General features: G+C 72.5%; 10 protein-coding genes. 5 read left to right on the top strand and 5 right to left on the bottom strand.

Annotated features, from left to right (window positions below):
- Nucleotides 1-22: 22 nt before the first annotated feature.
- From FRAEUI1C_RS07045 to FRAEUI1C_RS07035, 3 genes are all read right to left on the bottom strand, one after another.
- Nucleotides 23-1,000 carry a hypothetical protein gene (locus tag FRAEUI1C_RS07045; RefSeq protein WP_083819717.1) on the bottom strand — a complete coding sequence of 326 codons (978 nt, stop codon included), beginning with the start codon at nt 998-1,000 and terminating at the stop codon, nt 23-25.
- A gap of 120 nt (nt 1,001-1,120) precedes the next feature.
- A complete protein-coding gene (locus FRAEUI1C_RS07040; protein WP_013422599.1) occupies nt 1,121-1,819 on the bottom strand; it encodes a LuxR C-terminal-related transcriptional regulator in 699 nt (232 codons plus the stop codon).
- On the bottom strand, nt 1,810-3,147 hold the full coding sequence (locus tag FRAEUI1C_RS07035) for a sensor histidine kinase (protein WP_013422598.1): 1,338 nt from the start codon (nt 3,145-3,147) through the stop codon (nt 1,810-1,812). The genes FRAEUI1C_RS07040 and FRAEUI1C_RS07035 overlap by 10 nt, the downstream gene beginning before the upstream one ends.
- Nucleotides 3,148-3,411: 264 nt before the next feature.
- On the opposite strand from FRAEUI1C_RS07035, the gene FRAEUI1C_RS07030 reads away from it, so the two are divergent.
- The gene (locus FRAEUI1C_RS07030) at nt 3,412-4,860 is read left to right on the top strand and encodes an aldehyde dehydrogenase family protein (protein WP_013422597.1); all 1,449 of its coding nucleotides are present in this window, start codon (nt 3,412-3,414) and stop codon (nt 4,858-4,860) included.
- A gap of 144 nt (nt 4,861-5,004) precedes the next feature.
- Here FRAEUI1C_RS07030 and FRAEUI1C_RS07025 read toward each other — a convergent pair whose 3' ends face one another.
- Nucleotides 5,005-6,327 carry a GDSL-type esterase/lipase family protein gene (locus FRAEUI1C_RS07025; RefSeq protein ID WP_013422596.1) on the bottom strand — a complete coding sequence of 441 codons (1,323 nt, stop codon included), beginning with the start codon at nt 6,325-6,327 and terminating at the stop codon, nt 5,005-5,007.
- Nucleotides 6,328-6,779: 452 nt separating this feature from the next.
- Between FRAEUI1C_RS07025 and FRAEUI1C_RS07020 the strand changes: the two genes are divergently transcribed.
- The 4 genes from FRAEUI1C_RS07020 (at nt 6,780) to FRAEUI1C_RS07005 (ending at nt 11,944) form a co-directional block, all read left to right on the top strand.
- A complete protein-coding gene (locus tag FRAEUI1C_RS07020; RefSeq protein WP_013422595.1) occupies nt 6,780-7,382 on the top strand; it encodes a TetR/AcrR family transcriptional regulator in 603 nt (200 codons plus the stop codon).
- Between the two features lie 163 nt (nt 7,383-7,545).
- Nucleotides 7,546-8,013, top strand: a complete 468-nt coding sequence (locus tag FRAEUI1C_RS07015; protein ID WP_013422594.1) for a hypothetical protein — start codon at nt 7,546-7,548, stop codon at nt 8,011-8,013.
- A gap of 79 nt (nt 8,014-8,092) precedes the next feature.
- Nucleotides 8,093-9,130 carry an NAD(P)H-dependent amine dehydrogenase family protein gene (locus FRAEUI1C_RS07010; RefSeq protein WP_013422593.1) on the top strand — a complete coding sequence of 346 codons (1,038 nt, stop codon included), beginning with the start codon at nt 8,093-8,095 and terminating at the stop codon, nt 9,128-9,130.
- A 228-nt stretch (nt 9,131-9,358) separates the two neighbouring features.
- Nucleotides 9,359-11,944, top strand: a complete 2,586-nt coding sequence (locus FRAEUI1C_RS07005) for a diguanylate cyclase domain-containing protein (RefSeq protein ID WP_013422592.1) — start codon at nt 9,359-9,361, stop codon at nt 11,942-11,944.
- Here FRAEUI1C_RS07005 and FRAEUI1C_RS40790 read toward each other — a convergent pair.
- On the bottom strand, nt 11,930-13,099 hold the full coding sequence (locus FRAEUI1C_RS40790; RefSeq protein ID WP_232425328.1) for a serine/threonine protein kinase: 1,170 nt from the start codon (nt 13,097-13,099) through the stop codon (nt 11,930-11,932). The two genes, FRAEUI1C_RS07005 and FRAEUI1C_RS40790, sit on opposite strands and share 15 nt — an antisense overlap.
- Between the last annotated feature and the right edge of the window lie 652 nt (nt 13,100-13,751).

The following is a 13,751-nucleotide window of genomic DNA, read 5'->3' as shown; positions in this document are numbered from 1 at the left end:
CCGGCCCACCCGGGTTTCCCGCTCACAGGCCGCCATTCAGCGCGTCGAGCAGAGCGGGGGCGGAGTGGGCCGCGGTGGTCACGTTCGCCGCGACGAGGACGAGCAGGGCCAGTGTCAGCACCGCCGTCAGGACGCCGAAGGCGCGCGTCAGCCGCCTGGCCGTCCGGTCGGCCGGAGCCCTTCTCCACAGCAGGACGCTGACGGTGAGGAACGCGGCCGCGACAACCGCGGCGACCACGGCCAGTGCCACGTGGTAGCCGGCGAAGCCGGCCGTCATCACCTGGAGGGCCGGCGCGGTCCGCGCGCCCGGGCGCGAGTCGGCCAGCTGTCGCGTGGCCTGGTCGAGCGTGCCGGCGAGCGCGGGGTCGGTCCCGCCCTCCCGCAGCATGGGCACCAGTGAGGAGAACGGCGCGGCCGCGCCCTGGATGTTCGCCATCACCGCCGCCAGCGCGAGCAGCGCGAGCGCGGCCGTGAGCACGCCGGCCGACGCGAGGCCGGCCCGCCTTGCCGTGGCGCCGGCCGTCAGGAAACTCCGCCAGAGCCCGCTGGTCAGCACGATCAGGACGGCCAGCAGGAGCGCGGAGATCAGGCCCTTGACCAGGTGGTATCGGTACCAGTAGTCGACGACCCGCGCGAGGTGCGGGGAAAGCCGCCGGTTTCCGGTACGCCAGTACTCGACGAACCCGCTGTGCACGGCAGCGACGAGCTGGTGGTGGTGGACGAGGTCGCCGTCCCCACCGCCTGCCGCCAGTCGGCTCGGGGCGACGACGAAGGCGCCGACGAGAGCGGCGGCGCAGAGCGCCAACGCCAGGAGCCCGCGGCCTGAGGTGCCCGCCGGGCCGGCGGAGCTGCGCGGGGAACGGTGCCGGCTCGGCGCCGAGCGGTGGCGGCGGGCCAGCCCCCGGCTCGGCTGACCTTGGGCGTCCAGGCTCCGGGCGGCACCGCCCGGAGACCGTTCCGGATTCGGGCGGGGACCCGTGGCGGGTGAGGGTGTGAGCATGGCTTTGACGATTTCGCGGTCGCGCCGCCCGGTCACCGGAGCGAGCCGGACATCGGAGGTGTGGCAGGCCCTACCCGGTCAGCCGGACCCGCCGCGGAATGGGCACCCCGCCGGCCGCCGTCAGGCGCGGAGATAGGCGAGGACGGCGAGCACGCGCCGGTGCTGGGCGTCGTCGGGTGGCAGGCCGAGCTTGGCGAAGATGTTGCCGATGTGCTTCTCGACCGCGCTGGCGGACAGCACCAGCCGCCGGGCGATGGCCGTGTTCGAATGGCCCTCGGCCATCAGAGCGAGCAGTTCTCGCTCTCGCGGCGTCAGCGACGCCAGTGCCCTGCCACCGCGCTGCCCGTCCAGCAGGCGCACGACGACCTGCGGGTCGAGCACCGTCGCGCCGCCGGCGACCCGCTCCAGCGCGTCCAGGAACTCCCCGACCCGGCCGACCCGGTCCTTCAGCAGGTAGCCGACCCCGCCCGAGCCGTCCGCGAGCAGGTCAGCCGCGTAGGAGGTCTCGACGTACTGGCTGAGCACCAGCACCGGCGAGCCGGGCAGGCGCGCGCGGACGTCGATCGCCGCCCGCAGGCCCTCATCGGTGTGCGTCGGCGGCATCCGGACGTCGACGACCGAGACGTCCGGGCGGTGCAGCAGCACCGCGTCGACCAGGGCCGGGGCGTCACCGACCGCGGCCACCACCCGGTGGCCCTCCTCGGCGAGCAGCCGGACGAGGCCCTCCCGCAACAGCACGGCGTCATCGGCCACGACGATCCTCAGCCCGCCGGCGGGCTGAGGTCGTTCGGGCGTCTCGTCGGCGGCCGTCAGCGGCACGGCAGTTCCGCGGTGATCGTCGTCGGGCCGCCACGCGGGCTGGTGAGGCGGAGCTGGCCGCCGACCGCGTGCACCCGGTCCCGCAGCCCGCGCAGCCCGTGGCCCTTGTCGAACGCGGCGCCGCCAGCCCCGTCGTCGGTCACCCAGACGCGCAGGAGGTCCGCTTCGTGGTGGAGCCCGATCACGCACCGGCTGGCCTGGCTGTGCTTGGCCACGTTGGTCAGGGCCTCGGAGACGACGAAGTACGCGGCTGTCTCGACGGCTGCCGCCGGCCGGTGGCTCAGGGTTCCCGCGTCGAGGTGGGCGGGAACCGTCGAGCGCATGGCCAGTTCGGCGAGCGCCGCGCGCAGGCCACGATCGACGAGGATCGGCGGGGCGATGCCCCGCGACAGGGCCCGCAGCTCCTCCAACGCCTCCTCGGCCTGGATCATGGCGTCGGCGAGTGCTTCCCGCGCGGTCTCGGGCCGGCGGTCGAGATGGCGCTGCGCGCGGCCCAGCTCCATCGCCAGCCGGACCAGGCGTTGCTGCGGCCCGTCGTGGATGTCGCGCTCGAGGCGACGCAGCGCCACCGCCTCGGCGGTCAGCGCGGCGACGGTCTGCGCCCGGGCGGTGTCGCGCTCCTGCTCCAGCCCGCGGATCCTGCGGTGCCATCGAGAGGCGTCCGAGAGCAGCGCCCGTCCGAGACCGGCCTGCACCGCCACGCACGCCCTGGTCAGCAGCGGCAAGGCCAGCACCAGCAGCAGCCCGAGCACGGTGCCGAAGATCAGCCGCATGGTCGGCGAGGTCAGGCCCAGGCTGACGTCGACGTGGTTGGGACCGCCGCCCGTGCTCAGCGTCAACGGCGGCGGCGTCCCGGCGGCCGTGCCCCAGTTGCGTACCGCGGTCGTCGCGGCGCCTACGCCGACGAACCACCACATCGCAGTGATCATGGCGGTGGCCACGGTGATGGGCGGCAGGATCACCGCATGCGCCAGGCTCAGCCACAATCCCGGGTCGGACGCGGAGGCGGGCCCGCTCGGCCTCGGTTGCCGCCCGAGTCGCTCCCGGCCAGGTGCCGCCGTGCGGACCCGGTCGATCCGCCACCGCTCCAGATCGGCGGACCAGTACACCGGCGCCGCGGCACCGGCCGCGACCGGCGCCCGTCCGACGAGCCGGCCCAGCATTCCCACGCCGAGACCGCCGAGCACGATCAGGAGGCCCGCGACCGCGCTGACGGGACCCGTCAGCAGGTAGAGCGACTCCTTCAGCGTGCGACGCCCTATCCGGACGACAGGGCCGGCACCCGGGAACGACCGGCCACCGGCCACGGTGGAGAACGAGCCGGCCATGGTTCCAGCCTAACGGCGGCCTTTCGCCGTGAGGTGTGCCCGCGGGGGGCCGGCGCTGTCCGGTCCGGGACGTGCGAGCGAGGGTGTCCGAGCGCGCCGCGCCCGCCACCGCCGATCACCGCCGTGCGCGCGTCGAGGCCGCCGCGGGGTTGGTTGCGACCGTCGTCTGGATCGTGTTAAGCAGTCGACCAGCATGTTGGGCGACCGCCCAGCAGGCTGGTCGACCACCCAGGCCCGCACGCCTCGACGAGAGGATGAAAGACAATGAGTGACGTCATCGAGGCCGATCCCGCGGGTGAGGGTCACGCCTCGGGGATCATTCCGGTCTTCGACCCGTCGACGGAGGAGCGGATCGGGGAGGTGCCCGACTCCGACCAGAAGGTCGTGGACGCCGCGGTGGCACGCGCCCGCGAGACGTTCGAGTCCGGGGTCTGGCGCAAGCTGCCCGCCACGCGTCGCGCGGAGGTCCTCTTCCGCGCCGCGCAGATCATCCGGGACCGGACCGACGAGATCGCCGCGATCGAGTCCCGCGACAACGGCCTGAACCTGGCGGCCGCGCGCCACATCATCACCGTGTCGTACGACATGTTGATGTACTACGCCGGCTGGGTCGGCAAGATCCACGGCGAGTCGAGCAACGTCGTGTCCGACGGCCTGCTCGGCCGTTACGAGAACTACCACAACTTCACCCAGCTCGAGCCGGTCGGCGTCGTCGGGCTGATCATTCCCTGGAACGGGCCGTTCTTCGTCGCGATGCTCAAGGTCGCGCCCGCGCTCGCGGCCGGTTGCAGCGCCGTCCTCAAGCCCGCCGAGGAGACGCCGTTCAGCGCGCTCAAACTGGAGGAGATCTTCCGCGAGGCCGGGCTGCCCGACGGCGTCCTGAACGTCATCACCGGCTACGGCGAGACCACCGGCGCGGCACTCACCGCCCACCCCGACGTCGACAAGATCTCGTTCACCGGGTCGACCGAGGTCGGGCGCCTCATCGTCAAGGCAGCCGCCGGCAACCTCAAGCGCCTCACCCTCGAACTCGGCGGCAAGTCACCGCTGATCATGTTCGACGACGCCAACCTCAAGAAGGCCATTCCCGGCGCCGGCATGGGCCTGCTCGCCGGCTCGGGCCAGAACTGCTCCTGCACCTCGCGCATCTACGTCCAGCGCGGCATCTACGACCAGGTCGTCGCGAAGCTCGCCGCCTTCGCCCAGAAACTACCGATGGGCGGCAGCGACGAGCCCGGCTCGCTGCTCGGGCCGCTGATCAGCGAGAAGCAGCGCCAGCGAGTGCTCGGCATCCTGAACGACGGCGTGGCCGGCGGCGCCGAGGTGGTGACGGGCGGCAAGGTGATGGACCGCCGCGGCTACTTCGTCGAGGCGACGATCGTCACCAACACCACACCCGACATGCGCCTGATCCGCGAGGAGATCTTCGGGCCGGTCGGCTGCGTGATCCCCTTCGACGAGGAGGACGAAGTCCTCGCCGCCGCGAACGACACCCGCTACGGGCTGGCCGGCTCCATCTGGACCGAGAGCCTCAGCCGCGCCCATCGGGTCGCCAACGAGCTGCGCGCCGGGCAGGTCTGGGTGAACTGCGCGATCGCGGCGGACCCCGCGATGCCGATCTCCGGCCACAAGGAGTCCGGCTGGGGCGGCGAGCGCGGCTGGAAGGGCATCGAGGGCTACTTCAACACCAAGGCCGTCTACATGAGCCACTGACCGCGGAGGCCCGACGGCGCCGACGGCATCCTCAGGTCCCGGCCTGGCCTCAGGCCGGCGCCCGGACCGGGCTGACGGGGCGAAAGGCGGCTGGCTCCGTCGGGATCGCGGAGCCAGCCACCCGGCCGCGGTGAGGTCGACCGGTCAGCCGCAGGTGGCGGCCGCGAGCAGGTCGAGGGGAATCGAGTCGGCCATCTTCTGGTAGCCGGCGAGGCTGGGGTGCAGGTTGTCCACGCTGGCGTAGGCGGGGAGCAGCTGGGTGGGATGAGCCGGGTCGCGCAGGGCGGCGTCGAAGTCGACGACGCCGTCGGCGAGGTGCTGGTTCCGGATCCAGGCGTTCACCTGCTCCCGGTACTTCTCGCTGTTGGGAGCCGTCAGGCTCCCGTCTACGAGGGCGTTGGACGCCGGGGTGATGGTGCCGAGCCAGATCTTGTGGCCGGCGTCGTGGGTCTTCCCGATGAGCTGGGTGTAACCGTCCTCCAGTTGCTGGGGGGTGACGTTGTTGCCGAGGCCCAGGTCGTTGATCCCTTCGAGGACGAGGACGCCCGAGACGGCCGGGAGGTTCAGCGCGTCGGCCTGGAAGCGGGAGACGCCGCTGGGGCCGTCCATGAGGCCGAGGCTGCCCAGGAGCTGGTTTGACCCGATGCCGGCGTTGACCACCGAGAGGGGCAGGCCCGAGGCGGTCACCCGCCGTTGTAGGTCGTCGGGGTAGCGGCCGTTCTGGTCCGCGACCGACTTGTCCGCCGGAATACTGAAGAGGCCGCCACCGACGAAGCCATCGGTGATGGAGTCGCCGAATGCCACGACTGAGCTGGCGTTCGCCATCACATCGACGCCGTCGACATACAGCCAGCTGAGGGACTTGTTCGGGAAGCCCGACCCGCTGGTCTGGGTGGTGAGATCACCGGTGTTGGCGTTCGCGTAGTAGGACGTCGCGTTCGCGTTCCAGTGCTTGGTCAACGCACTGGTGGAGCCCGCCAGATAGATGCTGACCGACAGCGGGCTGAACGCACTGACGTTCACGGCCACCGGGTCACTGACGATGTCCTGGCCACCCGGCACCGTCACCGAGGTCGCGCCGCCGAACGTCACCGTCACCGGAGTTCCGATGGCCGCTCCCGCTCCCTGCGGCGCGACGGTGACGTGCGTGAACGTCAGCGGTCCGCCGCCGAACCGGTTGCTCAGGTGAAATCGCGTGGACGATCCGCCCATGTGGGGGGTGACCACCATCCGGACCGTCTGGTTCTTCAACTGCAGCGGGAGGGTGCCCAGCGACGCGTCGAACGGGACCGAGCCGTCGGTCGGGCTCGCGGCCCACGCCGCGACCCACCGCGGCGAGGGGCACGTTCCCGCGCCGCCCGTGCTGCGGGTGGCGCTCGCGCTGGCCAGGGGCGTCTCGGCCAGGCCCGCTGCCACCAGGGCCAGTCCCGCGGCGGCTAAGACCGTGGTAATTCTTCGTGCGCGCATTTTCTTCCTGACTTTGAAGTTCGGGCCCCGTTCCCGGCAGTCGGCACGGCGAAGCAGTTCATTCGACCTTTCCTTCGACTCAACCGGGCATGGGGCGTGGCCGATGGATATTTCGACAGCTTCCGCCAGGTCGGCCCGAAGCATAGGGAAAAGAAGCGAGACTCGGAAGTACCGGCGAATCCCACAACCGTTGGCCGGCCATCGCGATTTGAATAGGCGACCAGGCCCCCGCGCATACCCGCACCTTCGACGGCGCCGGGCCGCGGGGCGCGGACCGCCCTCGGCGACGCCGCCGGTTCGCGAACCGGCGACCAGGAGAACGCGGGAGTAGCACCGTCGACGACGCGCACATCCCGGCGACGGCTCGGCGCGGAAACGAGAACGGATGGCGTTGCAAGTCTCACTTCGATGAGTAGGATACGACGCATGTCACGTCGGCGAAGCCACGTGCGGTGAGAACACGCCGCGGTGACGCGCGTCGGAATCGGCGGGCCATCCTCCAGGTCGCGGGAGAGGCGTTCTCGGAAAGCCCCGAGGTCGTTCCACTCAACGAGATCGCGCGTCGCACCGGACTCGGGCGCGCGACGGTCTATCGCCACTTTCCCGATCGTCATGCGCTGGCCGGCGCCGTGGTCGCGGAGTACTTCGGCGCGCTCAAGGAGGCCGTCGACGCGACGATGAACGGGCGGCGCACCTTCCGCGACCTTCTCCAGTGGGTGCTGGAGACGGGGGTCTCGATGCGCCCGCTCGTCACGCTCATGGGGGAACTGCCGCCCAACGCTCAGCAGCAGTACACGACGGAACTCATCGCCGTCCTGAGCCCTCCCTTCCACCTCGCGCAGGCAGCGGGCCAGCTGCGCGACGACGTCAGACCGACGGATCTCGCGTGGATCATGGCCATGCTCACCGCCGCGACCGACATCGACGCGGCGAGCGCCTCCACGGTCGAAGCGGTCGGCGGCGACCGGAACGCCGCGATCGAGCGACTTCTCAACGTCATCCTCGACGGCCTCTTCGCCGCGCCACGGCCCGCCACCGGCCAGCCAGCCGAGTGAGCCGCCTCAGCGGCTGAGGCAGGCGGCGGTTCGGCACCGTACCGGCGGCGACGTGCCTGGTTGGCCGGTCGAATCGCGCGATGTCCTGCGTGCGTGGACTCGGGGCGAGACGATGGACGTCGGGTGTCCGAGGCTTCACGAGCGTGGAGGGAACGGGTCTGCGATGGACGTCACGGGTTCCGCGGGAGGCGGTCGGCGGGCCGAGCGGATGGCCCAGGCCCGCCGGCTGGTCGGCCAGGCCCGGCAGGACCGCACCGTGCCGTGGTATCTCGCGTTCGTCGGTACCGCGATCGGGGCTGGCGCGTCATTCAACGCGTTCGGCGCGGGCATCGGTTTCCTCTACGCCCTCGTGCTGTCCGGCGCGTTCGCGGTGCTTTCCTGGGGGACGCTGCGGCTCGTTCCGGCCATGCTGGCGGACCTGAGCGAGGAAGGGGCCGGCACGTCGAGGACGTGGCTGACGCTGCTGCGAGCCCCGGTGACGGCCCGGGGCTTCCTCGTCCTGGCCGCCACCATCCCGGTCGCGGTGGCGCTGGCGAAGACGGTCGGGTTCTTCTTTCTCGGCGGGGTGGCGCTGGTGCTGGTCGCCACGGGTCTGGGTTTGGCCGCCGCCTGGGCGCTCAACCGCCCCTGACCCGGCTCGGGCTGTCCGACGAGCTCCCTCGATATTGGATAAAGTATCCTCTTGGTCGGTCGGGGATACGGAGGAGCCGGTGGGTAGCAGGCTGCGGGTGGTCCAGTGGACCACCGGGAAGACCGGGACCGCGGCCGTGCGTGGGATGGTCGGCCATCCGGCGCTGGAGATCGTCGGGTGTTACGCGTACTCGCCGGAGAAGGTCGGGCGTGACGTCGGGGAGTTGGCCGGGATCGGTCCGATCGGGGTGACGGCGACCGACGACGTCGACGCGCTGCTGGCGCTGCGGCCGGACTGCGTGACCTACCTGGCCTACCGGCCGGACTTCGAGCATCTGGAGCGGATCCTCGAAGCCGGTGTGAACGTCGTGACGACGATGTACATGCTGGCCGGCGCCGGCTACGGCGAGGAGGTCCGGGACCGGCTCGCGGCGGCCTGCGAACGCGGTGGGGCGTCGCTCTACACGACGGGCGTCTACCCCGGGCACATGGGGATGACGGCGCTCGCGGTGAGCGCGATGTGCAGCCGCATCGACCGGATCTCGCTGTTGGAGTCGGTCGAGATGAGCGGCTACCCGAACGAGCGGATGTTCCGGGCGATGAGCATCGGGCTGGACCCGGCGGACCCGGCCGCGCCGGGGATGATCGAGGCCAACTGCGGGTCGTTCAAGGAGCAGATCCGGGTCATGGCCGGCGCGCTCGCCGTCGATCTCGACGAGATCCGGTTCACGGCCGAGTTCGGGGTGGCGAACGACGATCTCGACTTCGGGTTCATGAAGCTGCGGAAAGGCCAGATCGCCGGGTTCAAGGGCGTCACCGCCGGGATGCACCGCGGCCGTTCGGTGATCGAGTGCCGGTTCGTCTGGAAGCTCGGGCACGACCTGACCCCGAACTGGCCGGTCGAGGACGGCTACGTGCTGGAGATCGAGGGCAGTCCCGGCGTGCGGGTCCAGCTGGCACCCCTCGGCGGGGCGCACTTCTCCGGCGCGATCGCCACCGCGATGCCGGCGGTCAACGCGATCCCCCACGTCGTCGCGGCCCCACCGGGCATCGTCAACCACACCGGCCTGCCGTTCGTCACCGGCCGCCACCTGCTGACCCGCGACCAGGTCGGCTAGCCCGCCGCCGGGCCGCCGTCAACCCGAACAGCTACTCACAGTGAGCAAGCGGCCCGGGGGTCTCCGACGGCCGCCGAGGGATCGCCCGTCGGATTCCTCGGCGGCGGTCCGGGTAGCCATGCCTGGTGGCACGTCGATGGCGTCGCTGTCGAAGATCGGTCTCTTGCCGTGCCACCGGCGACAGAGGTGGTGCGACCAGCGGTGCCGGCTACCGAGGGTGATGGCGGGATGTGGGCAGTCGAGCTGTTCGACGTGCTCGAGATGGGCCTGACCCTCAGCGGCGTCGAGGACCGGCGGATTCGCCGCGCGAACGCGGCCGCGTGCCAGATGGCCGGCCGTGACGAGGCCGACCTGGTCGGCATGGACTGGCGCGACCTGGTCGACCCTGCGCAGTTCGATGACCTGTTCGTCACGATGGAGCGGGTTGTCGTCGATGGCGAGAAGAGGGGGGGTCAGCGGCTCGTCCGGTTGGTCCGCCCGGACGGGACGATCACCCATGCGTTGTCGTCCGGCGTGATCATCGAGGCCGACGGCGAGCAGTGCGTTCTCGCCCAGTTCCAGGACATCAGCGAGCTGATCTCGACCCAGGTCCAGCTGCAGACGGTGCTCGACCATGTGCCCGTCGCGGTCTTCCTGCTCGACCAGGACGGCCGCGTGGTCGCCCGCGGCGGGTCCGCCACCCACGATCCGGTCGCGTCGCCGGGCAGGTTCGACGAGTCGCGGATCCGCGCGGCGTTCCGCGACCGGCCGGACCTGGTGGCGTTGATGCGCCGTTCGATGGGCGGGGAGTACGTGCACGAGGTGCTCGAGGCTCACGGACGCTGGTACGACCTGCATCTCGTCCCGCTGCCTGGAGCGGGAGGGCGGCCCTCGTCGCTCGCCGGTGTCGCCAGCGACGTCACGGACCGCGAGCGGGCGACCGCGGAGCTGCTGGTCCGCACGGCCCGCCAGACGGCGCTCGCGGACCTCGCGCAACGCGCGCTGGAGAGCGCCGACGAGCAGCCCCTGTGGGATCACTGCGTCCGGACGCTGACCGAGCAGCTAAGCGCCGACGAGGTGGTGGTACGCAGGCACCTGGTCGACGAGGACGCGGCCGACGGGTTGGCGGGGCCGCCTGGCTGGGCGGCACCCGATCCCCCGCCCACCCCGGCGGGCGACGAGGAGCGCCCATGGCCGGGCGCGGAGCGGTGGGCCGACCGCACCGGCGACCACGGCACCGGCGACCACCGCGCCGGCGACCACCGCGCCGGCGACCACCCTGCCGGCGAGCGCGCCGCCGAGGAGCCGGGATCGGAACCGTCCGTCGTGCGGATCCCGGTCGGCTCCGCCACCGAGCCGATCGCGACGATCACGATTTGCCGGGCGGCCCGCGGGCTGACCTGTGAGGACGTCGACTTCGCCCGGTCGGTCGGCGCAGTCCTCGGGTCGGCGGTGCTGCGGATCCGGGTGGAGGCGGCGACGCGGTTCTGGTCTCTGCACGACCCGCTCACGGGCCTGCCGAACCGGGGGGCGCTGCTGGACCGGCTGCGCCGAAGCCTGCGCCGGGCCCAACGGGACGGGCACCGGACCGGTGTCCTGTTCATCGACCTGGACGGCTTCAAGGCGGTGAACGACACCTTCGGCCATCAGGCCGGCGACGAGCTGCTGAAGGTCATCGGTGACCGGCTGCGGCGGGTGATCCGGCCCGGCGACGTCGTCAGCCGGCTCGGGGGCGACGAGTTCGCCATGCTGTGCGAGGGCGTCGACGGCCTGGACGACCTGCGCGCCATCGGCGAGCGGGTCATGCACGAGCTCGCGCCGCCGGTGGAGCTGCACCGGCCGGTCAGCGTCGGTGGGAGTGTCGGGCTGGCGCTGTCCGGCCCCGACCTCACGGACGCCGAGCAGCTGCTGGACGCCGCGGACGTCGCGATGTACCAGGCCAAGCAGGGCGGCCCCGGACGCTGTGTCGCCTACGACGAACGCGTCCGCGCGACGATCGCGACCCGGCTGCGCGACATCACCGAGCTGCGCCGGGCCTTCGGCGCCGACGAGCTGAGACCGCGGTTCCGGCCCGTCGCGGACCGCTCCCGCACGGTCTTCGCCGCCGAGGCGGTCGCGTGCTGGCTGCACCCCACCCGCAGCTGGCTCGGACCGGAGGACATCGAGCCGATCGCGTTCGAGGCCGGGCTCAGTGGCGACCTGGACGGCTGGCTGGTCGACAACATGATCCGCTACCTGGAGGCGCTGCGGCGGCCGGACGCACCCGGGATCCCGGGCCCGGCCGGCCGTGGCGAGCCAGGGCGGCCGCGCGAGCTCTGGCTCCGCCTCTCCGACCGGGGCCTGCGCGATGCCGCGCTGCGCAAGGAGCTCATCGCGCACGCCGCGGGTTGCGGGGAACCGGCGGCTCGAGGCCCGGTGCCCTGCGTGCTGGTCCCCGACACGCTCAGGCGGGCGGACCGTCAGCAGTCCGACGCGATCATCGACGAGCTCGCCGAGGCCGGCGTCGCGGTCCGGCTCGACTTCGCCGAGCTCGGCCCCATCCGGGCGGTGACGGTGGACAGCCTGCCCCGTGGGCTCGTCGGGGTCCGGCTCAGCGACAAGAACGCCCGCGCGGTCGAGCATGACGAGACGGCGCAGGCGATCCTCGCCGGCCTGATCCGCATCCTGCACCTGCTGCGGCTGGACGTCACCGTCCGCGGAGTGGACACACCGGGCGAGCTGGCCGCGGTCCGCGCGCTGAACTGTGACCTCTTCCAGGGCAGCGCGGTCGGCCCGGACCTGCACCACCGCCAGGCCGACAGCCGGGCGGCCGGTGGCGGGTCAGCCGCAGTGTGACCAGCCGCTGGTCCAGGAGACGCTGCCGAGGCTGCCGCCCCACTTCACGCAGATGGCCTTGGCCGCTACCTTCACCGGCCCGGCGTAGTACTGGTAGGAGCCCGAGTCGGTCACCTTCGCCGACCCGTTCTGCGCCTGCACCGAGGCCGACACCGACTGGGCCGTGCCCACGCCGGCACCGGACTTCATCGTCGCGACACAGTTGGTGCCGCCGTTGTACATCAGGACGATCGTCACCGTCGTGGAACCGCTGGTCAGCGTGTGGCTGTCGATCTGCGAGTAACCGGAGCCGCACACCTGGGCGGCGGTGTAGGGGTTCTTCCTGGCGGTGGCCGGCGTGGCGGGTGCCGGTGCGGCGGTGTGCGTGGCCGCGGTCCCGGAGCCGGTACCGCCACCCGCGCCGGTGCCCGGCGACGGGACGGTGGCGGGGCCTGAACCCGTGACGGTGCCTGAGCCGGCGCCGGATGCCGGCACCGTTCCCGCGCCCGCGTTCGCGCCGCCCTGGCCGGCGGCCCCGGCGGTGTCCCCCGGAACCTGGCCGAGCGCGCCGGGAGCCGCGCCGGCCGAGCCCGCGGCCTCGGCGCCCTGGACCGGGCCGTCGCCGGCGGACCGCGCGCGGCCCCGCCCGTCCTTCGGGACCAGCCCGCCGGGCCCCTGCGACGCGCCGGCGGCCTGCTGGTTGCCTCCGGCCCGCCCCGCCTGCGTCGCGGTTCCCGAGCCGTGCAGCGCCCAGGCCAGGACCGAGGCCACCAGGATCAGCGCCGCCAGGCCGGCGGCGCCGACCAGCACGGCGCGGCGCCGGTTCGAGGCCGGCCTGGCGGCGCGTCGGCGCCCCGTCGGCGGCTGTCCCCGCCCCGAGGCCGGTGGTACGACCGCTCCCCCGGGCTCGGGCGCACCGGCCGGCCCGAGCCGCGGCCCGGGAACCGCGGGTCCGGCCTGGCTGTCCGGGGCGGCGGGTCGCGTCGGAACCGCCAGCTCGTCGCGGCCCGAGGGCAGCGGGCCGGTCGGCGCGTCGTGGATCGAGTCCGGGAGGTTCGCCGCCGAGAGGCCGGCGCCCGCCGACGCGGCCCCAGGCCAACCGGCGCCCGCCGAAGCGGCCGCTGGCAGGCCGGCGTCCGCCGGCCCGGACGTCGCGAGGCCGGACGGGGTCGTCATGTCGGGATCGGCCGAGGCGGGCGCCTCGGCTGTGGCTTCCGAGGGACTGGTGACGTCCACGTCTGTCGCCTCCGCTCCGCGAGGTCATGGCGGCGGGCGGGTGGGACGTGGGCTGCCCGCGCTCCGGCCCAGCGTAACGCCCGCAAAGGCCACTATCTGCGCAGACATCCTGTAACAGCCCATATCTGGCGATAAGGGTCGGATCGGGTGCGCCCGCTCGGGCGACAGCCGTCGGAACGGCCTTGCGCCCGCTCACGCGGCAGCCGCCCACCCGGCCGGCGCCGGGTCCGGCGCGGCCGGCCCGCTGGCTTGATCACCGTTTTGGCCCTCACCTGGTCACAGAACCGCGGCGGTTACAGCCACGCGAGGGCGAAAACACCGATCTTGCCGATCTCGGACCGAGGCCGGCCTGCCAGCTGCGGCACCGACCGTAATCTGCTCGTAATCCGACTCGCCGCATTTGTGGCCACGCTCCTCGGCCGGGCACGACGACGGGCGGCGGCTCACCAAAGAATGACGCGTGGACTTGGCGAATAAAGTCCATGGCGCCGCTGACGGTCTGACGAGACACCCCGATGAATGCCTCCCGGGAGGCCGGACCGACTTTTCCGCGCCGCCCCGGCCCGAGGAATCCTGCCGAGGATTCCGGCAC

The organism is Pseudofrankia inefficax, assembly GCF_000166135.1.
GTDB lineage: Bacteria > Actinomycetota > Actinomycetes > Frankiales > Frankiaceae > Pseudofrankia > Pseudofrankia inefficax.
This window is presented reverse-complemented; position numbering and strand designations above follow the sequence as displayed.